This window comes from Natrinema gari JCM 14663 (assembly GCF_000337175.1).
GTDB lineage: Archaea > Halobacteriota > Halobacteria > Halobacteriales > Natrialbaceae > Natrinema > Natrinema gari.
On the sequence record NZ_AOIJ01000038.1, the window covers coordinates 90,076 to 110,792 of the forward strand.

23 protein-coding genes are annotated in these 20,717 nt (G+C 66.3%); 10 read left to right on the plus strand and 13 right to left on the minus strand.

Going from position 1 to position 20,717, the window contains the following annotated elements; genetic code table 11:
- Window positions 1-85 precede the first annotated feature (85 nt).
- Window positions 86-2,044 (minus strand): hypothetical protein, encoded by a 1,959-nt coding sequence (locus tag C486_RS04985; RefSeq protein WP_008453714.1) that lies wholly within the window; start codon window positions 2,042-2,044, stop codon window positions 86-88.
- A 235-nt stretch (window positions 2,045-2,279) separates the two neighbouring features.
- Here C486_RS04985 and C486_RS04990 point away from each other — a divergent pair, with 235 nt between their 5' ends.
- On the plus strand, window positions 2,280-3,953 hold the full coding sequence (locus tag C486_RS04990; protein ID WP_008453716.1) for a spermidine synthase: 1,674 nt from the start codon (window positions 2,280-2,282) through the stop codon (window positions 3,951-3,953).
- A 30-nt stretch (window positions 3,954-3,983) separates the two neighbouring features.
- Here C486_RS04990 and C486_RS04995 read toward each other — a convergent pair whose 3' ends face one another.
- Window positions 3,984-4,778, minus strand: a complete 795-nt coding sequence (locus C486_RS04995; protein WP_008453719.1) for a helix-turn-helix transcriptional regulator — start codon at window positions 4,776-4,778, stop codon at window positions 3,984-3,986.
- A 237-nt stretch (window positions 4,779-5,015) separates the two neighbouring features.
- Between C486_RS04995 and C486_RS05000 the strand changes: the two genes are divergently transcribed.
- Window positions 5,016-5,996, plus strand: a complete 981-nt coding sequence (locus C486_RS05000) for a DMT family transporter (RefSeq protein WP_008453721.1) — start codon at window positions 5,016-5,018, stop codon at window positions 5,994-5,996.
- 72 nt (window positions 5,997-6,068) lie between these two features.
- On the opposite strand, the gene pth2 is transcribed toward C486_RS05000, so the two are convergent.
- A complete protein-coding gene (gene pth2 / locus C486_RS05005) occupies window positions 6,069-6,407 on the minus strand; it encodes a peptidyl-tRNA hydrolase Pth2 (RefSeq protein WP_008453723.1) in 339 nt (112 codons plus the stop codon).
- Window positions 6,408-6,466: 59 nt separating this feature from the next.
- Window positions 6,467-7,282 carry a hypothetical protein gene (locus C486_RS05010; protein ID WP_008453725.1) on the minus strand — a complete coding sequence of 272 codons (816 nt, stop codon included), beginning with the start codon at window positions 7,280-7,282 and terminating at the stop codon, window positions 6,467-6,469.
- Between the two features lie 219 nt (window positions 7,283-7,501).
- Here C486_RS05010 and dcd point away from each other — a divergent pair, with 219 nt between their 5' ends.
- Window positions 7,502-8,104: a dCTP deaminase gene (gene dcd / locus C486_RS05015; protein WP_008453727.1), complete on the plus strand. Its 603-nt coding sequence runs from the start codon at window positions 7,502-7,504 to the stop codon at window positions 8,102-8,104.
- A 207-nt stretch (window positions 8,105-8,311) separates the two neighbouring features.
- Here dcd and C486_RS05020 read toward each other — a convergent pair whose 3' ends face one another.
- Together C486_RS05020 and C486_RS05025 are read right to left on the minus strand one after the other, a co-directional pair.
- Window positions 8,312-9,625, minus strand: coding sequence for a YihY/virulence factor BrkB family protein (locus C486_RS05020; RefSeq protein ID WP_008453729.1), 1,314 nt, complete (start codon window positions 9,623-9,625; stop codon window positions 8,312-8,314).
- Between the two features lie 254 nt (window positions 9,626-9,879).
- Complete coding sequence (locus C486_RS05025; protein WP_008453730.1) at window positions 9,880-10,995, minus strand: tRNA (guanine(26)-N(2))-dimethyltransferase; 1,116 nt, start codon at window positions 10,993-10,995, stop codon at window positions 9,880-9,882.
- A gap of 117 nt (window positions 10,996-11,112) precedes the next feature.
- Here C486_RS05025 and C486_RS05030 point away from each other — a divergent pair, with 117 nt between their 5' ends.
- Window positions 11,113-11,469 carry a hypothetical protein gene (locus tag C486_RS05030; protein ID WP_008453733.1) on the plus strand — a complete coding sequence of 119 codons (357 nt, stop codon included), beginning with the start codon at window positions 11,113-11,115 and terminating at the stop codon, window positions 11,467-11,469.
- An 81-nt stretch (window positions 11,470-11,550) separates the two neighbouring features.
- On the opposite strand, the gene C486_RS05035 is transcribed toward C486_RS05030, so the two are convergent.
- From C486_RS05035 to C486_RS05055, 5 genes are all read right to left on the minus strand, one after another.
- Entirely contained in the window at window positions 11,551-12,015 is a 465-nt protein-coding gene (locus tag C486_RS05035; RefSeq protein WP_008453735.1) for a hypothetical protein, read from the minus strand.
- A gap of 105 nt (window positions 12,016-12,120) precedes the next feature.
- Entirely contained in the window at window positions 12,121-12,783 is a 663-nt protein-coding gene (gene hisH, locus C486_RS05040) for an imidazole glycerol phosphate synthase subunit HisH (protein ID WP_008453736.1), read from the minus strand.
- Between the two features lie 103 nt (window positions 12,784-12,886).
- Window positions 12,887-13,483, minus strand: a complete 597-nt coding sequence (locus C486_RS05045; protein WP_008453738.1) for a uracil-DNA glycosylase — start codon at window positions 13,481-13,483, stop codon at window positions 12,887-12,889.
- Between the two features lie 148 nt (window positions 13,484-13,631).
- On the minus strand, window positions 13,632-14,204 hold the full coding sequence (locus C486_RS05050) for an endonuclease dU (protein WP_008453740.1): 573 nt from the start codon (window positions 14,202-14,204) through the stop codon (window positions 13,632-13,634).
- A 3-nt stretch (window positions 14,205-14,207) separates the two neighbouring features.
- Window positions 14,208-14,384 (minus strand): DUF5786 family protein, encoded by a 177-nt coding sequence (locus C486_RS05055; protein WP_006185562.1) that lies wholly within the window; start codon window positions 14,382-14,384, stop codon window positions 14,208-14,210.
- A gap of 207 nt (window positions 14,385-14,591) precedes the next feature.
- Here C486_RS05055 and C486_RS05060 point away from each other — a divergent pair, with 207 nt between their 5' ends.
- Together C486_RS05060 and C486_RS05065 are read left to right on the plus strand one after the other, a co-directional pair.
- Complete coding sequence (locus C486_RS05060) at window positions 14,592-15,308, plus strand: MBL fold metallo-hydrolase (RefSeq protein WP_008453744.1); 717 nt, start codon at window positions 14,592-14,594, stop codon at window positions 15,306-15,308.
- 279 nt (window positions 15,309-15,587) lie between these two features.
- Window positions 15,588-16,388, plus strand: a complete 801-nt coding sequence (locus tag C486_RS05065) for a bacteriorhodopsin (protein ID WP_083865997.1) — start codon at window positions 15,588-15,590, stop codon at window positions 16,386-16,388.
- Window positions 16,389-16,471: 83 nt separating this feature from the next.
- Here the strand turns inward: C486_RS05065 and C486_RS05070 are convergent, their stop codons facing one another.
- Together C486_RS05070 and C486_RS05075 are read right to left on the minus strand one after the other, a co-directional pair.
- Window positions 16,472-16,621, minus strand: coding sequence for a 50S ribosomal protein L40e (locus C486_RS05070; protein ID WP_006185565.1), 150 nt, complete (start codon window positions 16,619-16,621; stop codon window positions 16,472-16,474).
- 96 nt (window positions 16,622-16,717) lie between these two features.
- Window positions 16,718-17,227 (minus strand): DUF367 family protein, encoded by a 510-nt coding sequence (locus C486_RS05075; protein ID WP_008453748.1) that lies wholly within the window; start codon window positions 17,225-17,227, stop codon window positions 16,718-16,720.
- A 158-nt stretch (window positions 17,228-17,385) separates the two neighbouring features.
- Between C486_RS05075 and C486_RS05080 the strand changes: the two genes are divergently transcribed.
- The 4 genes from C486_RS05080 (at window position 17,386) to C486_RS05095 (ending at window position 20,695) form a co-directional block, all read left to right on the plus strand.
- The gene (locus C486_RS05080; protein ID WP_241432464.1) at window positions 17,386-18,291 is read left to right on the plus strand and encodes a redoxin domain-containing protein; all 906 of its coding nucleotides are present in this window, start codon (window positions 17,386-17,388) and stop codon (window positions 18,289-18,291) included.
- 44 nt (window positions 18,292-18,335) lie between these two features.
- On the plus strand, window positions 18,336-18,683 hold the full coding sequence (locus C486_RS05085) for a nuclear transport factor 2 family protein (protein ID WP_008453752.1): 348 nt from the start codon (window positions 18,336-18,338) through the stop codon (window positions 18,681-18,683).
- Window positions 18,684-18,829: 146 nt separating this feature from the next.
- The gene (locus tag C486_RS05090; protein ID WP_008453754.1) at window positions 18,830-20,347 is read left to right on the plus strand and encodes a stage II sporulation protein M; all 1,518 of its coding nucleotides are present in this window, start codon (window positions 18,830-18,832) and stop codon (window positions 20,345-20,347) included.
- 114 nt (window positions 20,348-20,461) lie between these two features.
- Window positions 20,462-20,695, plus strand: a complete 234-nt coding sequence (locus C486_RS05095; RefSeq protein ID WP_008453756.1) for a hypothetical protein — start codon at window positions 20,462-20,464, stop codon at window positions 20,693-20,695.
- The last annotated feature ends 22 nt before the right edge of the window (window positions 20,696-20,717 follow it).

A 20,717-nucleotide genomic window follows, 5' to 3' on the forward strand; every position in this document is an offset into this window, starting at 1 on the left:
AGCTGCGGTCGGCGGCGTGCGACGACAGACGTAGTCAGGTCAGCGTTACGCGGCGCGGATTGCTCGGAGACGACGGTGGGAATCGTTACTTCCGCGATGGAACGACGTGACCGATCGAACTGTTGATACCGTCGTACGAGAGCATCGCGTGCCGGATCTCGTCGGCATCGGCATCGACGGAAACGGTATCGCCTTGTTCGAACTCACCGTCGATTTCCGCGTCAAGGTCGATCTCACCGAAGTCGTCTTCGGTTATGACCTGGAGGGTAAGCTTCGACGCGGCGACCGAATCGCCGCCGACGTGTTCGATCGCACCCTGGTCCTCGTCGAACTCGAGTTCGATCCGCGGTTGCGGAGTGGTGCCGTCAACACGGACATCGTCGTCACCCCAGACGACAGTGACGTCCGTCCCGACCTCGACGTCGTCGACTTCGATCGTCGCCCCCGAAGAGACGGTGTCCGCCTCGTCGGCCCACTGCGTCTCGGCCGGCTCGTCGTCGATCAGCAGTTCGTACGCGTCGGCCGGTCGCTCGCCGTCCTCGAGTTCGAGCGTCGCCGAGAGCGTCTTGCGCTCGAAGTCGTAGTCGAAGGCCACGGTCCCCGGCGGCCGGGCACGGAACTGTGCGATACTGTCTTCGATTGTCGTTCCGTCCCAACAGACGAGAACGGTGTCACCCGGGCGGATGTCCTCGAGCGTCGTCTCGTCGCCCGAACGCATCGTTCCGGACCACGGCTGAGCGGTGGTTCGTGGCTCGACCTCCTCGTCAGGGGAATGAGACCACGGTCGTTCGTCGTAGACGGCGAGGGAGACCTGCTCGCCCTCGAGCGGGAACTCGTCCGCGTACTCGACGGTGAGCGTTCCGGTGTCGACGTCGTAGTCGTATCCGAACTCGAACCAAGAGAGGATCGACGTCCCGCTCGTGCTGCTCCCGGCCGCGTGGTCGTGGGTGAGGGAGATCGACAGGTTCGGCTCGACGTCGTCCATGTCGATGACGATCGTATCTCCCTTTTCGAGGGTGCTGTGGCCGTTGGTCCAGATCTCGCGGTCGTACTCCTCGTCATCCACCTCGAGCGTGAGATCCTCGACCGGGGTCGGCTCGCCATGTCCGATCTCGATCTCGAGTTCGTCGTCCTCGAGATCGATGTCCTCCTCGGGCCGGAGACTGCCCGGGCTCTCGTGGTCGTGGGCTTCCCGTTCGGCGGCGAGATTGCGCTCGGCGGTGATGGTGACGAGCGCCCCATCCTGTTCGACCGTCGGCTCACCGGAGAGTGCCATGTAGCGCAACTCGCTCGTGAGCGCATCGACCAGTTCGTCGGTGACCTCCGTGGCGTCATCGAAGGCGACGCCGATGTTCATCTCGAGGGTATCCGGATCGAGGACGGTCGTTGCTCGGGCTTTGTATTCGATGGCGGCCTCGTCGGTGAGGTCGGGGAACTGATATTCCTCGCCGATCTGGACCATGTAGTCGGCATGCTCCCCGTCGAAGAGGCCGAACGCCTCCTCGAGCAGGGGTTCGGCGTTCAGCAGCTGCTGGGCCTCGCCCGCGTTCGCCGCGAACGCGTCGCCGATCCGCTCGTCGTCTTCGGCGGCGACGACGACCGTCTCGGTGACGGCGGCGACCATCTCGTTGTCTCCGCGGCGCTCGTACTCGACGCCGCCGTCGGTCTCGCGAATGTCGCCATCGTCCTCGAGTTCGAAGTCGCCGGTGACGACGGCGATCGGCATCGAGAACTCATCGTCGTCGGTCGTGTAGACGAACGCCTGCTTCGAGATCGACTCGGGGTCGATCCCAAACCCACTACCCGTCGATATTTCTCCATAGGGGTCGTTGGCTTTTCGCTGCTGCTCGAGATCCCTCGTCACAACTGCCATCGAGTCCGATTCGGCCGAGGCCGGGAAATAGTCGAGGAGGGAGTCGAACGCCGGCGAGTCGGCGTCGCTGGTGGACCGTCCGTCCGTCGCGCTGACGGCGTTTCCTGCCAGTGCGACGGTCATCGTCGTGCCGATGCTGCCGAGGAGGGTACGGCGGGGACACTGTGGCATACGAGCCGGATTTCTTCCCGGCATCACAAGTAGATTTTCATCACATTCTGCTTCGGTAACTACTCCCGTCGGTCGACTCGAACGTCGCGACGAGAGAACCTGCAGACCGCATTTCGGTTCGATTCTGCTCGCGCCCCACCGGTGGCTCGACGGTGCAGCGGGGAAGGCAACGCGAGTCGCGGTGACGACGGAGTGAGGCGACAGGTTCTCGGCGGCGGCTCACTACTGTCCGATAATGAGTGTGGGGCAGTCCGTCGCCTACCGGCCGACCAAACCCGATATCGCGGTGTTCGTGTCCGGGGTCACGAGTATGGGACTGGAGATTCTCGCGGGTCGGATCATCGCCCCCCAGTTCGGGAGTAGCATCTACACCTGGGGCAGCATCATCACCGTCTTCCTCACCGCGTTGAGCCTCGGCTACTGGCAGGGCGGCAAACGCGCGGGAGCGGCGTCGAACCGACGCATGTGCTGGCTCATGCTCGGAACCGCGGGCTACGTTGCGATCGTCGTCTACGGGAGCGATCAACTGTTGCTCTCGGCGTCCGCACTGCCGTTACCGGCCCGGTACGCCTCGCTGCCCGCCGTGCTCATCCTCTTCGGGCCGCCAACCTACCTGCTTGGATTTATCAGCCCGTACGCGGCCGAACTCTCCGCCAAGGAGGGGACCGGCGAGGCGTCGGGCCACGTCTACGCGCTCGGAACGATCGGCAGCATCGTCGGCGCGGGCGCGACGACGTACTTCCTGATTCCGGCGCTCGGGATCGACGCGATCGGCCTCCTATTTGGCTTCGTCCTCGTCGGCACCGCACTCGCGCTGACGCTTCCCGCTCTCGCCCCGACACCGGCGGCGGCGAGCGTCGCCATCGCACTGCTGCTCGTCGTCGCGGGCGGTATCGGCCCGGTCGCGTTCGACCACCGCGGCGACGTCGTCTACCAGACCCAGACGGCCTATCAGGAACTCGAGGTCATCGACAACGGGGACGAGCGGACGCTGTACTTAGACGGTGCGCGCCACAGCGCGATGGATCTCGACGACCCCGATCGACACGTCTTCGAGTACACGCGGTACTTCCACATCCCCATGTTGATGGTCGACGATCCCGACGACGTCGAGAACGTCCTGTTCATCGGCGGGGGCGGGTACACCGGCCCGAAAGACTACGAACGGACGTACGACGTCGATGTCGACGTCGCAGAACTCGACCCAGAGGTCTCGCAGGCCGCCAAAGACTACTTCCGTCTCGAGGAGGGCGAGAACATGACGGTACACACGAAAGACGGCCGGCAGTTCCTCCGAGAGACCGACAAAAAATACGACGTGATCGTGCTGGACGCCTACCAGAAGGACCAGGTCCCGGTTCACCTGACCCAACTCGGCTTCATGGAACTGGCCGAGGAGCGGCTGACCGATGATGGAGTGTTCCTCGCGAACATCATCTCCGCGCCCAGTGGTGTCGGCTCGGACTTCTATCGCGCGCAGTACAAGACGATCGACGCGGCGTTCGCCTCGACGTACAGCTACCGGACCTCTGATTGGGGGTCGGTACAGAACATCGAAGTGGTCGCGACGAAAGCTGACACCGACTTCACCGAGGCCGACCTCGCCGAGCGAAACGAGCGCCGGGACCTCGGACTCGACCTGCGCACCGAGATCGACGCGTCACTGGACCCGCCCAAGACCGACGATGTCCCGGTACTGACCGAGGACCACGCGCCCGTCGAGAACCTGCAGGCGTCGACGGTCGGGCAGGAGTACGTTATCGAACGGACCGGAAAAGAGGAGACGAAGCCGGCCCCTGCGTCGAGTGTCGTCGCCCCGGAACACTCCGACCGCGCGCGGCCTGCGCCGACCCTCGAGTTCGAATCGGGCGGCCCCGGGCCGGGACCGCTCGGGTCCGTCCCCGCATAGCGCCTTGAGCGGTGTCCCGCCGCTCGCTGGTCACTCGGACAGCGTCTCCGGCTCGAGTGGCGTCGCCGTGCGCCAGTAGTGATCCAGTGAGTCCTCGGCCCATGCCCGCACCGCGTCGTCGTCGGTGTCGACGGAGGCCCGCAGGACCCCGTTCTCGTCGCGCAAGAGGAGATAGACGACGCCGTCGACGATCATGATCGCGATCGGGACGCCCTCTTCGCGGACCCTGATCTCGGCGTCCGCGGCCGCGAGCAGCGCCTCGAGTTGCCGTCGAAGCTCCGATTCGTCGGCGAGCGCTTCGATCGCGCTCCGGCCGAAGACGCCAGTGAAGCGCTGGTCGCCGGCGGTGACGCGCTCCCGGACGACCCGCAGCGCCTGCTCGTTGAACGTGTGAGAGAACGCACGGACGTCGTCGGCCTCCCGGAGGAAGCCGAGCAGCCGTCCGAGCGGCGCGTTCGGGCGCGTCGCGCTCGGGACCGTGATCGTCGCGTCCGAGAGCCGACGGAGATCGAAGTCCATCGCGTGCGTGGGCAGGTAGTCCACGATCTCGCGAAGTTTGGCCTCGGTCTCGAGGATCTCCTGCAGATCGGTAAACCCCTCGGCGACGAGTCGGCCGGTCGCGGTCGCGACGTACTCGCTGCCGTCGTGTCTGATCCACGATCGGGCCTCGAAGTCACTCAGGATCCGTCCCAGGGTCGCCTGCGAAGCCCCGGTCGCGTCCGCCAACTCGGTGCGCGTACAGCGCCCAGCCGCGAGCAGCCCCAGCACCTCGACGCGGTTCAACGAGAGCGCAAGGAACTCGATCTCCTCGAGCGCAGATTCCATACGCTCGCTCGGACCCCCAGTAATAAACGGGTTTCGTACCGTGAAACGATTGCAGGGTCTGCAACGCTATCGCGGACGCCAACGCTTTCCCGCGTTGCCGCGGTTTCTTCTCGTGAAATATTTTCTGAACGAAACTATATACCCGGCGCTCGTAGGGAGGAGTACGATGATTTTCGCTATCCACGTGTCGGCCGATATCGGCTCGACGCGGACGGTTCCGACGGGGGTGACGGCGTAGTGGTCGCTCGCCGTACCGCCCTTTTCTTCGCCCTCTCGAGTCTGTTCTTCGGCGGCACGTTCGTCGCCGCGAAGGCCGGCCTCGCGTACTTCCCGCCGCTGCTGTTCGTCGCCCTCCGGTTCGACGTCGCGGCCGTCGTCATGCTGGCGTACGTCGGTCTGACGACGTCCCGCTCGGAGTTGCTCCCGCGGACGCGCGGTGACATCGGGGCCGTCCTCGCGACCGGCGTGCTCGCGATCGGTCTGACGAACGCCCTGTTGTTCGTCGGCCAGCAGTACGTCACCAGCGCCGTCGCCTCGATCATGTACAGCCTCAACCCCATCATGACGCCGATCTTCGCCGCGCTCTTGCTTTCCGACGAGCGCCTCTCCCCGCGCGGCGCGGCCGGCATGGGACTTGGCCTGCTCGGCGTCGGCCTCGTCGTCAGCCCCGATCCCGCGAACCTGCTCGGCGGTGCCGTCGGCAAGGGTCTCCTGTTCGTCGGCGCGATCGCCGCCGCGCTCGGCGCGGTGTTGATCCGACGGGCCGACAGCGACCTCTCGAGTACGGTCCGCGTCGCCTGGGGACTCCCCTTCGCCGCGGCGCTGTGTCACCTGCTGGCCTGGTCCGGCGGCGAGTCGGCGGCCGCGATCACGTGGACCACCGAAGCGGTTCTGGCGCTTGGCTACGTCAGCATCTTCGCGGGCGTCCTCGCGTACATCGCCTACTTCGGACTCATCGACGCGGCCGGTGCGATCCGTGCGAACCTGATCTTCTACGTCGTGCCCGTCGTCTCGACGCTCGGCGGCTGGGCACTGCTCGGCGAGACGATCGACGCGCTGGCGGTCGCCGGCTTCCTGACGATCTTCGCCGGCTTCGCGGTGCTCGGGAGCAAATCGATCGACATCCGCTCGCTGTCTCCCGGTGGCGTCACCGATGCGTCCCTGGCCGACGAGGAGTCGCCGGTCAGGGAGGAACCACGGGGCTACCGCTCGGACTAACGCGTCCCGTTCGTTCGTGGGTCTCGTCCCCGCATCGGTCGCTATGCCGTCCGAGGACCGTCCCCGTGCCGATTAGAAGAGCGATAGTTCGCCGGTCACGCTGTCGACGCGGTCGTCCGCGGCCGGTCCGACGGCCAGCGCGGTGACGGTCCCGGGCTCGAGTTGGGTGTGGCCCGCATCACGAATGATCGCGTTCGGTATCCCATCGCGATCCGCGATTTCGGAGAGTTCGTGCAGTTGGCGTTCGCTCTCGCCTTGCAACACGACTTTCTTCTGGCCGCCTTGCTTCCACTGGCGCTGCAGTTGGCTGTCAGCCTTCTCGTAGGCGGACAGCGACGCGTGGGCGACCTGTGCGGCGAGCTTTCCCTGTCCCATGCCGATGTCCGTGCGGGCGACGATGGCCTGTTTCATGGCCGGGACGAGAACGGGGAGCCCTTTAGCCGTACCTATACGGCCGGCGCTCGGACCCATTAGTGGATGACGTCGCTCTCGAGGCGGAACGTCCGTTCCGTCCGTCGCGCCTCCGGGCCTGCTTCGACGAGGGTCGGTTCGCTGATGGACTCGGCAAACCGATCGGGGTCCGGCTCGACCCGCTCGAGCATCGCCGAGAAGACCGAGCCACGTCGGCCGTTCGCCGAGACGATGCCGCCGTACTTGCGCTCCTCGAACGACGTTTCGTCGGGGTCGGGGAACTCCTCGCGGATGATCGCGGCGCTTTCCCTGAGGTAGTCCGCCGCCTGCTTCTGGGAGTACTGGCTCTCTTCGTAGTAGGTCTGGCTATGCTCGTCGTCGAGTTCATCCGAGCAGTGGGCCGGCGATTCGTAGCGGACCGACTCCGTCGTCGTGTAGCCGCCGGCAAACCGGATGTTCGTGGTGAAACTATCGGGATAGCGGAGAATCAACGGGGCGTACAACATGTCCGTAATGGTCGCTTGCTGTTGGGCCCGCCAGGCACCCTCGAAGTAGTACGCGGCGAGCGCACCAATCCGGTCGTCCCGTTCACCACGGTTGTACGCCATCGCGACTGCCTCGTAGTCGTCACCGACGATCCGTCGGAGCCGCCGCTTGAAACTCTCGGCGATGTGATCGTTCTGGACTTCGTACGCGTCCAGCACGGACACGGTCGGATCAGCGAGCAGGTCCGCTTTACGCTCCCGGGCGACCGCCACGTTCATCATGTTCTCGTGGAAGACCCGCTCGGCTTCCCGGTCGGGGAGCGGGATTCTGACCGCGCGCTGGTGCAACACCCGCGTGTCCCCGTTAAATCGGTCCTGCGTCCCAACCATGCGATTGACTTGGCGATGCAACGGTATAACGAATTAGGCCGCCCAAGAGAAACATTCGGATCGATAACACGCGGTTTCAGCGTCGATCAAGCGGACGCGATCGGCCGTGACACCGCCGGACCCACCGACATCCCGCGAGCGGGGTGGGTTCCGACTGCCCGACGCGCCGTCCGAACACGGACCGAGGAATTTAGGGCCCCGTGATCGCTCCTACTCGGTATGATCCTCTCCGATGCGGACATCCTCGAGCGCCTCGAAGCCGGCGACCTCGTCGTCGAGCCCCTCGACGACCCGGAGCTCCAGATCCAGCCCGCGAGCGTCGACCTCCGGCTGGGCCGCGAATTCCTCGAGTTTCAGCGGACGAATATCCCCTGTATCCATCCCAACTCCGAACGGGAGGTCGACGAGTACGTCACGGAAACCGTCGTCGAGGAGGGTGACGACTTTATCCTCCATCCCGGCGACTTCGTGCTAGGCACGACCCACGAACGCGTCGAGATCCCGGCGGACCTGATCGCCCACGTCGAGGGTCGCTCCTCGTTGGGTCGGCTCGCCGTCGTCGTCCACGCCACCGCCGGCCTCTGCGATCCCGGCTACCGGGGCCAGATCACCCTCGAGCTGTCGAACCTCGGCTCCGCGCCGGTCGCGCTCACGCCCGGCATGCGCATCTCGCAGCTCACTTTCACCGAACTCAAGACCGCGGCCGAACGGCCCTACGGCAGCGAGCGCGGGTCGAAGTATCAGGACCAGAGCGGGCCGCAGGCCTCCCGCATCGAGAGCGACGACGAGTTCGGCGGCGACCAACTCGAGCGCGAGGACTGACGACGTGCCGACGGCCGCCACAACTGCACCCACCATCGCCTGGCGACGTACACGGAGCGGGGTCGACGGTTCGTCCAACGGACCGCCCCCGCACACCAATAAGGAGATTCACCGGGACCGTTCGGATCGGGTCCGGCTCGAGGTCGGAGTTCGGCTGCCGAACCCAAGCGGCCGGGCGAGCCGCCGGTCGATCGAGGCCGAGTCGGCTCAGGAGCGTCGCTCTCCGACCAGGTTTCGGAGCCGGCCGGGAATCCCCAGCAGGGAGAGGCCGAACCCGAACAGGACCATCAGGACGTAGACGCCGAGCGTCGACGTCCAGACGACCAGCAGCGCGAGGATGGCCCAGCCGCCGTTCAGGAAGTAGAACGCGGCGATCGACATCGCCGTCCCGTACAGCAAGACGAGATACGGCCCCCAGTCACGGGCGTGGCCACGGCGGACCCGCCGGCGCACGTAGCGTTTGAGGTCGCCCTCGAGCGACTCTCTTCGAACGGTTCGGTCCTCGACATCGTCTTCGAAGGCGTCCACGCGGTCGCGCAGTCGCTCGATCTCCTCGCGGAGGGCCGCGGCGTCGCCCGCGCGATCGCGCGTCCGGGCGCTGGCGCTCCTCGCGGTCGCACGGTCGCTCGCGCGGTCCTCCGTGGCTCCCTCGTCGGCCCCCGTAGCGTCGTCGGTCATCGCTTCTGTCGAAATCTGTCGGTGTCCGGGACTTTGTAGCTGCCGATCCACTTCACGGGTGACGAGGACTGCATTGAGGACGGCACCGAAAACGAGGATGATCGCGCCGACGTACAGCCAGATGAGGACGAGAAAGACGGCCCCGAGCGCGCCGTAGACCGCATACCCGGTCACGAGCTCCGTATACAGCCAGAAACTACGGCTCAGTGTGTACCAGCCGATGGCGGCGACGATCGTTCCGGGGGCGGCCTCGCGGAGCCCGACGTTTGCACCCGGAAAGACGACGTACAGCGGCAGAAACGTCGCGATCAGGCCGAGCACGACGAACAGCTGTCCGACGACCGAGAGGCCGTATCCGGGCAGGAACTGGATCGCGACTTCGAGAAGCCCGACGACCACGAGCCCCAGCGCGATACCGATAAACACGATCGTCGCGTCCCAGACAGTGTCGAGCAGCGACTTTTCGCCCACAGTGCCGTACACCCGCGAGAAGGCTCGATCGAGCCCGCGAAGGACTCGACTCGAGCCCCACAGGAGCCCGAGAACGCCGACGACGGTCGCCCCCTGCCGACCGGTGTCGTCGACGAGCGTCTCCGCGAGCAGTTCCTGAGCCGCCGGCGTGAGCACGTCGCTGGCCGCCGCCGTGAGCCGGGCCGCGAGCGCTTCGCCGCCGATCGATGCGGCGATGCCGAGTGCAAGCAGCATGAGCGGCACGAGCGAGATGAACCCGTAGAACGCGACGCCCGCCGCGAGCAGCGTCAGTTGTTCGCTGCGAGCGAGCCGCAACGCCGCTCCCGCTACCGCCACGCCCCGTTTGGGGTCGAGCACGCGCAGTGCTTCCACGCGGGCCGCTATATGTAGTCCCGTCGGACAGGCCCACAACTGAGGCTTACGCTGTGGCGCTCGCCGCGGCGTCTCCGACTCGATCCGAGCGACCGCCCGTAATCGTCCCTTTCGATCAGTGAACCGCCGGCCATCGCGACCGGGAACCACGATGGGCTGGTGGGAGACCGATCCGACAACGACAGCGAAACAGCGAGATCTGGCTGGCCGGACCGCGGGGCGGGCACCCGTCCGCCGACGGAGACTGACCGCGATCAGTCGAGGTTGTTTTCGGTCGCCGCGCGGATTTCGCCGACGCTCGCGTCCGTCTTGAACGTCGTCCCCCCGTAGTGGGCTCGAGACGCCGCGTAGCCCGCATCGCGAAGGTCGGCCAGGAACTCGTCCATCGCGTTGGCGGGCAGCCCCCAGTTCCGACAGAGTTTGTGCTGGTCGTAGTGCGTCGGTTCGTCGAGCTCCGCCGCGAGCGTGTCACAGAGCTCTCGAGCTTTTGGCGCGGTATCGAACGTGTACGGGATTTCGTCCCGAACCGTGCCGATGAACGTCGGGTCCTGTACGTGGCCGAGCCAGACGGGACCGGCGGTGAGCATCCGATTCCCGCCGCAGTGCGGGCAGGTCTCGAGCGGGTCGGCGATCAGTCCGGGATCGGCCTCGCGGTAGAGACAGTCTTCACAGTGATAGAGGTGGCCTAACTCGTCGATCGCGGCGTCGGCCGCCGTGGGCTTGTGGGTCAGCTCGAGGTAGGTCCGCACGTAGTGGCTGGTCGCGTGGGTGAGGAGCGGCTCGATCCCGACGTCGAACCGGGCCGCGCTGCGGGCCAGCGCCGAAATGAGGGTCCGCACGCCCATCTCGGCGTGGTAGTCGGTATTGCGGGGTACCGCGGAGTAGGAGCGCACGCCGCTGTTGAAATGTGCGCCACACATCGGTGCGGTGTCGGTCGCGGTGACACAGACCAGGTCCCGACAGTTCGCGAACGCGGCGTCGGCGAACGGCATCGGCGTCCCGTAGGGGTCGAGATCGATCACGTCGAACGGCTCCTCGTGCATGAGGGCGGTGACGTTGCGGTGTTCGACCCGCCCCTCGCAGTCGTTTCGTTCGAGGTTCGCCCGCGCGAGATCGACCGCCTCCTCGTCGACGTCACAGCAGGTGACGTCCCAGCCGTCGGCGGCGGCTCGGACCCCGCGGACGCCGCTTGCGGTCATCGCGTCCAGATACGACGTGGCCCGCTCTTCACGCTCGCGGTAGGCCCGCAGCGTCGCGATCGTTAGATCCCGGTTCAGTTCCTGTCGCGGGTTGTAGAAGACCGCTTCCTCGATGCCCTCCGTCTGTTCGCCGGGGACCTCGAGTTCGACCCCGCCCTCTGTGACGCGCATACCTCGTCTCGTCGGTAGCGGGCGAAAAACGGTGTGGTCTCGAGCGGCCGACCGACTCGGCGCGGAGAGTCGATGGACAACCGAACCGATTTTACAGTCCGATGCACAGTGTCAGGTGTGTCGAAGGCCAACCCCGTCGAGCGATGGCAAGCAACTCTCGAGGAAGCCGGCGAACTCACGCCCGAGATCGTCGGCCGGATCACGGATATCCACGGTGACCGCGGGGTTCGGGCCATCGAAGCGGTGGGCGAAAACCGCGTGAAGTCCTATCGTGATTTTACGATCGTCGTCGGCTACGATGACGAGTACATCGTCGAGGACGGCGGCTGTACCTGCAAGGACAGCGAGTACAACCTGGATGCCGACGATCCGACCGAGCGCTGCTGGCACTCGCTGGCCGTCGCGATCGCTCGCCGGGTCGGGCACGTCGATTACCACGACATGTGGTACTCCGACGTGCGCGAACTGCTGTAGTGTCCAGCGATCGGTTCGGTCCGGATTCCGTTCGAAACGTCGGGAGTCGTCCACGGAACCACGGTCCGAATCGGCCCCGGCTCAGAACGGCACTGCACGCACGGCGAGGACAGTGATCACCGACTGTATAAGAACCCGCAACAGCCGCCGCACTGATAGTTCGACGGGATCGTCCGCCGACGGCTCGGATCGAAGCCGGAATGCACCGTATACCCCGAACGCACCGGCTAGCAGAACACAGGTGATCGGGTTTAGCCATGTGTGTACTCCGGTCGCCGCTGGAGTCAGTACGGATGCCCCGAGACAGGCAAATCCGAGGCCCTGGATCTGCCACCACTCGAGTCGACGGTCGCCGACGGTGATCCGATCGCGGCGGCCCGCGATCATGAAGGCGGTTGCTCCGAGCGCGATCCACCCGCTGGCGACGAGAGTGATGGTCGGAGGAGCGTCGACCGTGGACTGATAGCTGGTCCAGCTCGTCCAGCCACACACGACGAAGAGCAGCCCGCCGAACCCGATACTACACCGTCGTTCCGACCACACCATATTCGAGACGTGTAGGATAGTCGTAATAAACGGTCCGGTCGACGGAACGCAGAGCGGACGAACGAGGGAGAGTCCCGGTGACCGACTGTCGTCACCGTCGTCGCGTTACGATTCGGCGCAGATCTCGACGAAGTTCCGCAGGATCTGCAGTCCCGTCTCACCGCTTTTCTCGGGGTGGAACTGCGTCCCGAAGACGGTGCCGGCCTCGTTCGCGACGATCGACGGGAACTCACGCCCGTAGTCCGTCGTCGCAACCGTCGCGTGCTCGTCGTCCGGAGCCGCGTAGTAGGAGTGGACGAAGTAGGCGTAGTTGCCGTCTACACCCTCCACAAGCGGGTGTTCGCGCTGGACGTGAAGCTCGTTCCAGCCCATGTGCGGGACCTTCTGTCCCTCGGCGAACCGGACGTTCGTTCCGGGGATCAGATCCAGTCCCTGGACGGCCGACTCGCCGTCCGTGTCGCCCTCTTCGCTGGTCGTAAGCAGCATCTGCATGCCGAGACAGATCCCGAACAGGGGGGTCCCGCTCTCGGCCACCTCGAGGAGGTCCTCGCGGAGCGGGTCGGCGTTCTCGACACCCTCGCGGAACGCGCCGACGCCCGGGAGAACAACGCCATCCGCCGTGGCGAATGCGTCCGGGTCGTCGGTGATCTCGACGTCGGCACCCGCCCGCTCGAGACCGCGCGTGACGCTGCGGAGGTTCCCGAGGCCGTAGTCGACGACGACGACGGAGGCGAGGGACTGCGCCTGTGGAGACGAAGCGGTGCTCATACGCGTACTCGACGGGGCGCGTTGAAGTGAATTGTCTTTCGGGCAACTGAGAGTACCCGATCCATACCCGCCCTATCCGCACACCTCGTTTCGCGAGGCGCGATCAGAAGCCGTCGAGGCGCGACTGGCCGCCCTCGCTGTCCGCAACGCCCGCGAGTTCGGCCGCGCGCTGCAAGGCGTTCTCGAAGGTTTCCGCCTGACTCCGGTCGTACAGCGTCGCCGCCGGATGCACGGAGATCAGGAGTCGCCGCGGCGCGCCATCGATCCGGACTTCCTCGAGATCGCCCGCCTCCTTGGTTACCGCGACCGATCGCTCGAGCAGGTGCTCGCTGGGCACCTTCCCCAGCGTGACGATCACGTCCGGATCGACCGTGGCGAGTTCCCGCTCGAGGTAGCCCCGACAGTTCGCGAGTTCGTCGGTTGTCGGATCGCGGTTCTCCGGGGGCCGACAGCGAACGCAGTTGGTAATACGGACATCGCTTCGGTCGAGCCCGGCGGTCCTGAGGGCGTCGTCGAGAACGGACCCGCTGCGACCGACGAACGGCTCGCCGTGCTCGTCCTCGTTGGCTCCGGGCCCTTCACCGACGAACAAGAGATCGGCGTCCTCGGGGCCGACGCCGTTGACGATCCGGCTGCGCGAGTCGACGAGCGCCGGACAGCGCGTACACTCCGTGACACAGCAGTCCTCCATTGTGCCCATACAGATGGCTCAAGCGGTCGCCTCCTACGTCTTTCGGGACGCAACCGCCGATCGGAAGCGACCGACTGTCATTTTCGGCCCCGCTCGGCGGACTGTGGGTGACCGAGCGGCGACCGCACGCCGCTCTCGGTCGACCGACCGGAGCGTTTCATTCGACCGTTCGAACGTACGAATCGGCCGCTCGAGCAGCCATCCGCGCGATCCGAAGCGGCTCGGGACGGCCGCCGGCGGGCGTAAACGCCTGGACGACATCGTCGGCGTCGGCGGCTTCGAGGCCGACGTGTCTGACGTAGACGGTCTCGCCGTCGACCGACAGTTCACGCCGATCCGGCAGCGCTCGGTAGGTCCCGAGACGGTCCTCGAGTTCGGGTCCCGAAAAGGCGTCTCGGAGGCCGGCCTCGAGGCCGTCGCTGGCCTCGAAGGTGACGGCGATGACCGGCCGGTCGACGGCCTCCCGAATGCGCGAAAGCGAGAGGACGTTGTACCACGCGGGGGCGATCGCACCGAGCAGGACGTACCGGACGTCAGGACGGTCGAGGTCGTCGATGAGGCCGATGACGGTGTCGGTTCCGTCGGTGCCGCCGACGCGACAGGTGCCGTACGCGAGTCCGTCACAGACCCGATCGGCACGGACGACGGCACCGGCGAGCGTACTCCGCGGTCGATCGTGATCGCCGCGGTACGATTCGGCGATGCCCAGCGCCCGTACCCCGGCTTTCATCCGTCAGTCGCTCTCGTCTTTGATCTCCTTGAGACGGTCGAGCAATTCGTCGCTCGACGCACCGTTTTCGAATTCGATGGTTCCGTCGTGGCTGTTCTCTCCCGACTTGACCGCATCATCGTCGTCAAAATCAGCGTCGACTTCCTGTTGCTCGGATTCGTCGTAGCTCCCGAATCCCATACAGTATTCCCTACGGTGTTCCGATTGAAAAATTCCGCGGTTACCAGTTTATTACTGTTCCCCAACCAGCCAACGCGTTCGGGAGCGCCGCTGGAACGGTGGGGACGCCGATCCCGTATAAAATATCCGCCATATAATGCGTGGGACGAGGTCGCCGTCCCGCGGCCGAGGGGACCGTTTTTGCCGACGGCTCTCTACGGTCCCCGTATGGAAGTCCACCACGTCACCGAGGCTGCGGAGACGTTCACCTGCAATGCCTTTCTCGTTGTCGGCGACCGGACGACGCTCGTCGACGCCGGGGCGATGGACGGCATCGTCGACGAGATTCGCACCCACACCGACGAACTCGAGGCCGTGGTCGTGACCCATCAACACGCCGACCACGTCGCCCACCTCGAGACCGTCCGTGACGCGTTCGATCCGGACGTGTACGCCTACGACGACCACCCGGCTCGCACCCACGCGATCGACGACGGCGACACGGTTCGGATCGGCGACGCGGACTTCGAGGCCGTCTACACCCCGGGTCACGCCGACGACCACGTCTCGTTCGTCTCCGACTCGGCGCTGTTCTCCGGCGATGTCGTCGTCCACGACGACGGGGCCTTCGACTACGGCAGCTTCGGTCGCACCGACAGGGCCGGCCAGTCCCGCGAGCGACTCATCGAGAGCATTCGGGACCTGCTCGAGCGCATGCCCGACGGCGGGAGTCACGAGGAACGCGGCCCCTCGAGCCGTTCGAACGGGCACCGCCCGCAAGAAGCGAATGCGAGCGCGGCGTCGGGGGCCGACCGAGCCCGGCCTGCCGGCGTCGAGCACATGTATCCGGGTCACGGCGACATCTTCCACGGCGACGTGCGTGACGTGGTACAAACCGCGCTCGAGCGGGCGGAGAAACGGGAGCCGAAGTACCCCGACCAGTAACCGGGTCGAAAGCCGACGTTTCTCCCGTCGTCGGATCGATCGCGAGAGCCGTCGCGACGGACCGCTGCTCTCGAGACCGGAGTAGGGCGCGGGGGCGAACCCGGTGTCGCGGGCACGGGTCGGTGTTCGCCGGCCGCGAACGCCGAACGGGTGCAGGGACCGCGAAAAGCCGATCATAATCTACCACTATGTGGTCACGAACTTACCACGAGCAGCCGGTGTGTGGGACGTATGAGAGTCGACGGACCGACCGCGATCGTGACACGGACGCTGGGTCCGATGCAGACGACACGGAGCGAGGTGGCGACCCAGATCCGGACCGACACGCTGTTGCATTCGTCGCTGTGGGTGAACATCGCACTGGCGGGACTCTCGATCCTGTTGTTTCTGTACCTGGCTCGGAACGTCCGAGCGAATCGGGCGCGGCTGATCGTCGGCGCGACGCTCATGATCCCGTTGGTGTCGCTATCGAGTTACCTGGGCCTGGTCTCCGGACTGACGGTTGGTCCGATAGAGATGCCCCCTGGCCACGCGCTGGCCGGCGAGGACGTGCTCAGCCAGTGGGGACGGTATCTCACGTGGACGCTGTCGACACCGCTGATCCTGTTGGCGCTCGGGTGGCTGGCGGAGGTCGATACTGCTGACCTGTTCGTCGTCATCGCCGCCGACATCGGGATGTGTGTCACCGGTCTCGCGGCGGCACTGACCACCTCGTCGTACGCGTTCCGGTGGGCGTTCTTCCTCGTCAGTACCGCGTTCTTCGTCGTCGTCCTCTATGCCTTGCTCGCGAAGTGGCCGACGGACGCCGAGGCTGCCGGCACGAGTGAGATATTCGGTACCCTGCGGGCGCTGACGGTGGTCCTTTGGCTCGGCTATCCGATCGTGTGGGCGCTCGGCGTCGAAGGCTTCGTTCTCGTCGACTCGGTCGGACTCACCTCGTGGGGCTACTCGCTTCTCGACATCGGCGCGAAGTACCTCTTTGCGGCCCTGCTGTTGCGCTGGGTTGCTAACAACGAACGCACGGTCGCGTCGGCCACCGATCCGGCCGCGGTCGGTGCCGGGGATCCTCTCGAGGACTGAACCCACTCGCGGACCCGATCAACGAGACCCTGGATGCCACTACGGAAACACGATCTCGAAAACGAGCCGGCCGAATCGGCCGATTACGCGGCGCGCGCTTCCTTCGCCTTAGGGCGAAGCTTCTTGTAACCGCACTTGCGACAGCGCGTGGCTCGCTTGGAGTTGCGAGCGTTACAGCGCATACAGATCATCTTCTCGAGCATCCGTTTCTCAGCTGCGTCGAAACTGGCCATACTCGCCCTTTGCTCGTGGTGCATTTAATCGCTGTGATCCGCCTGACCCGCGGGACGTCCCGATGCCGGTCGGTCGCGGAGACGCCGCCGTCCGCGCTACGCCGCGTCCTCGTCGGCCAGATACTCCTCTTGGACCGCCACGACATCGGTCGAGTCAGCACACTCGCTGTACCGTCGCAGCGGTTCCTCGTTGAGCGTCAGGAAGGTCTCGCCCCAGCGGAACGGCTCGAGCAAGTCCGCGGCTCGCTCCCGCTCGTCGAAGATACAACAGGCACCCGCGAGCGCCTCGACGGTAGTCAGCCGGAACGGGCGGCCGTAGTTGATGGGGTTCGCGGCGACGAGAAAGGGGAGCGCCCGGTGGACCCCGCGCATTTGAAACGACGCCTCCTCGGCGGATTCCCACGAGCAATCGAGGGCGACCAGCGTCCCCAGTCCCGCCTCGAGATCGGCCGGCGAGAGCGCCTGCTCGGCGTGGGGATTGAGGACGACCCCGTAGGGTACCTGCCCCATCGATCGATACAGGGTCGCCTTGTCGAACTTCTCGAGGCGACGCGCGGTGCATTTCTTGGGGTCGTCGTCGCCCTCGTAGTAGACGTGACACTCCACGCGGGGAGCTAGGCGGCATCGAACCAAAAGGGTCGTGGAACCGGCCCGCTCCCGACGGGAGCGGAATCGGATCGTGGCCCGTGGCCGACGGCTCCCGGCTGTACAGCGGCTCTCGTTCGATCGGTGCACCTATGCCGCTCGTGTTCCGAACCAGTAGCATGCTCGAGACGGGGGAGACCGCACCGACGTTCGACGGTCCCGCGGCCATCGACGGGGAGGTTCGAGAGGTCACGTTCGAGGAGTTGATCGGCGACAGCGGCGTCGTCTTGTTGCTCTTCTACCCGGCGGACTTCAGCCCGAGCTGTACCGAGGAACTCTGTTCGCTTCGCGACCTCGATCTGTTCGGCCTCCAGAACGACGTTTCGATCGTCGGCGTCTCGACCGACACCGCCTTCAGCCACCGAGCGTTCGCGGCCCAGCACGATCTCGGCTTTCCGCTCGTCTCCGACAGCGACGGCTCGATCGCCGCGACCTACGGCGTCCTCGAGGACGAACTGTTCGGCGGCCATCCGGACCTCGCCAGGCGGTCCGTGTTCGTCCTCGACGGGGATCGAACGATCCGGTACGTCTGGTCGGACGCGGACCCGCTCCAACAGCCGGATCTCGAGGCGATCCGCGAGGCGATCGAGACCGTCTCGGACGACGACGCGGCCGTCGAACGCTACCGGATCGCGACCACGCACTATCGGGACGGTCTCGACGACTACGAACGGGGACGCGAGGCGTTCGCGACCGAGGACTGGGTGACCGCGGCCGCCGCGTTCGACGATGCGGTCGGCCCGCTCACCGACGCGCTCGAGGCCTTCGACGCCGCCAGACGGTACGCCGACGACGATGCGGTGCGTCGGGCCGCGGAACGCGCGAACGAACAGGCGACGGACCGACGCAACGCGGCGAAGTGGTACGCGACGGCGGCGGACCACTACGGACAGGGTGACGAGGCCGCGGGTGACGACTACCGGACCGACGCCGAGCGCGCCCACGCTGCCGCCGTCGACCGGGTGGAACCGCCTGCACCCGACGACCTGTCCGAAATCGATGCCGACGGGACGGCGGACCCCTGAGCCGGGAGTCGGACGCTTTTATCTGTGGCGACGAAATGCCCGATATGGACACGGACCCGAACGCGACCGCCGACCGCCACGACCTCGTCCGCCGGTACTACGACGCGCTCGACAGCCACGACTACGCCGTCCTCGAACAGCTGCTCTCGCCCGCGTTCGTCCAGCGCCGTCCCGATCGGACGTTCGAGGACCGCGAGGCGTTCGTCGCATTCATGCGCGACCAGCGGCCGAACCCGGACACGGACCACGCTCTCGAGTCGATCGTTGTCGATGGCGATCGCGTCGCCGTCCGCGGCCGCGTGGTCGAGGAAGGCACCGTTCTCTTCGAATTCGCGGACTTCTTCCACATCAAGGACGGGCAAATCGACCACCTCGAGACCTATTCGCGGTAACGCAGGCCAAACGGTTGGTCGGCCGGTCCGCGAGCGGGGGTGTGCCCGCCGCGTCGTCGGTACCCAGTCCCGCCAGCCGCGTCAGTCTCGAGTTCGGCCGGGAACACGAAGCGTTCATTTAACTGATATGGGACCCAACGGTCCGTATGGCGCTTTCCGATTTCGTCGCTGCCGTCGTCGCAGTCTTCCGTCGCCGCCCGAGTGATCTCCTGCCGATGTACGTCCTCGGGATCGCGATCACCGGGATCGTGCGCGTCGTTCCGTTCGCCGCGATCGCGATCGCCATCCTCTATCTCGCGACGACCGGTCGATTGGACACGGTTCGGACGGCAGTGGCCGATCTGGACCCACCGCCGACCGATCCCGAGGCGTTCGACGCGTGGGCCAGCGGCCTCGAGCCGCTGTTCGACCAGATACTGACGCCGCCGCTTCTCGCCCTCGCTGCGATGACGGTCGTCGTAAGCATCGTGCTGTTCGCACTGCTGTCGGCCGCCGTCGCTGCGGGACAGCTCGCGGCCTGTTACGGACGGTTGCGAAGCGACCGCGGGCTCGTGGCCGGGTTCGCGGGAGCCCGGCGATACTGGCTGCGGTTCCTCGGGCTCTTCGTGCTCGAGGCGGTCTGCTGGGTCGTCGTGCTCGTCGCCGTCGGCATCGGGGCCGCGCTGTTGGCCGGGGCGGTGTTGCTCGCGACCGGATCGGAGGTGGGCCCCGCTTTGGTCGCGCTGTTCGCGGGTCTGGTGGCGATCGTCCTCCTCGTCGCCGTCCGGGCGCTGTTCGCGTTCGCCCCGGTCGCGATCGTCGTCGACGATGCGGGCGTCTTCGACGCGGTCCGACATGCCGGCGGCTTCGTCCGGGCGCGGCCGGTTGCGGCGATCTTCTACTACGTCGTGGCGTTCCTGGCGGTCGTCGGCCTGGCGACGATCGCCGGCCTGCTCTCGCTGGTCGACATCGTCGCGCTCGAGTCACTGCTCTCCGTGTTGCTCCTCTTTCCGGCGCTAGACCTGTTGAAAACGGCCGTCTACGGCGACTACCGGGAGCGACTGCGGCCACCGGAGCCACCGGCACGCTCGCTTCGCAGCCAGCTTCGAGCCGGACTCCGCCGCGGCTGGGCCGAACTGACGACGTTCGTTCGGACGACGCCCGGGACCCATGCGCTCGTCGTCGCCCTCGGCGTCCTCGGGTTCTGGATCGGCTGGGCGACCGCCGGCTCCGTCGCCGGCGGGTTCGAGACGTCGATCGCGGCCCGGCTCGAGGGGTGGCTCCCGCCAGCGATGGCGATCGAACTGTTCGGCAACAACTGGCTGGTCGCGCTCACGACGGCCTACGCCGGCATCGCCCTTGCGGTCCCGGCGATCGTCTCGGTGCTGTTCAACGGCGTCGCCCTGGGGTTCACCGCCCGGCTCGAGGTCGCGCCGCTTGAACTCGCCGCATTCGTCGTCCCTCACGGCGTCATCGAGATTCCGGCGATCCTGATCGCCAGCGCGCTCGGGGTTTCCGTCGGCGTCACCGCCTGGCGGACGTGGCGGGGTCACGTCGGGATCCCGGCCCTCGCGGACGCGCTCGAGCGCGCGTTCTGGGTCCTCGTCGGCGTCGCCGTTTTGCTGGCGATCGCGGCTGTCATCGAGGGGTTCGTGAGCCCGTACTACTATCGGCTGTTCCTCTGAGCCGATTCCAACGCGGTGCGCTGTGGCCGTTCCATCTCGATGGATCGCCCACGGCCCGGAGCCGACACGGACGAGAGGGACACTACTATGATCGTGGCGGCCTGACACACGTCCGTGTTTCGAGCGCTTCTCGAGCGGCTCGGCACCGCGTTGCTCGGCCGACTCCTCCTCACGGTCGCACTCGTGGTGCCAGCGCTCGGCGTCGCGTTCCTCTTGAGCGGCGGCACGGAACTGTTGCTGACGGTCGGGCTTTCCAGACGCGTCGCCGGATCGACCGCTGCGGGAGCGGCGACGATCGGGAGCGTCGTCGGACTCGCCGCCTTCGGCTCCGTCGTCATCGAGTGGTGACTGCCAGCCGGCTCGTCACAAG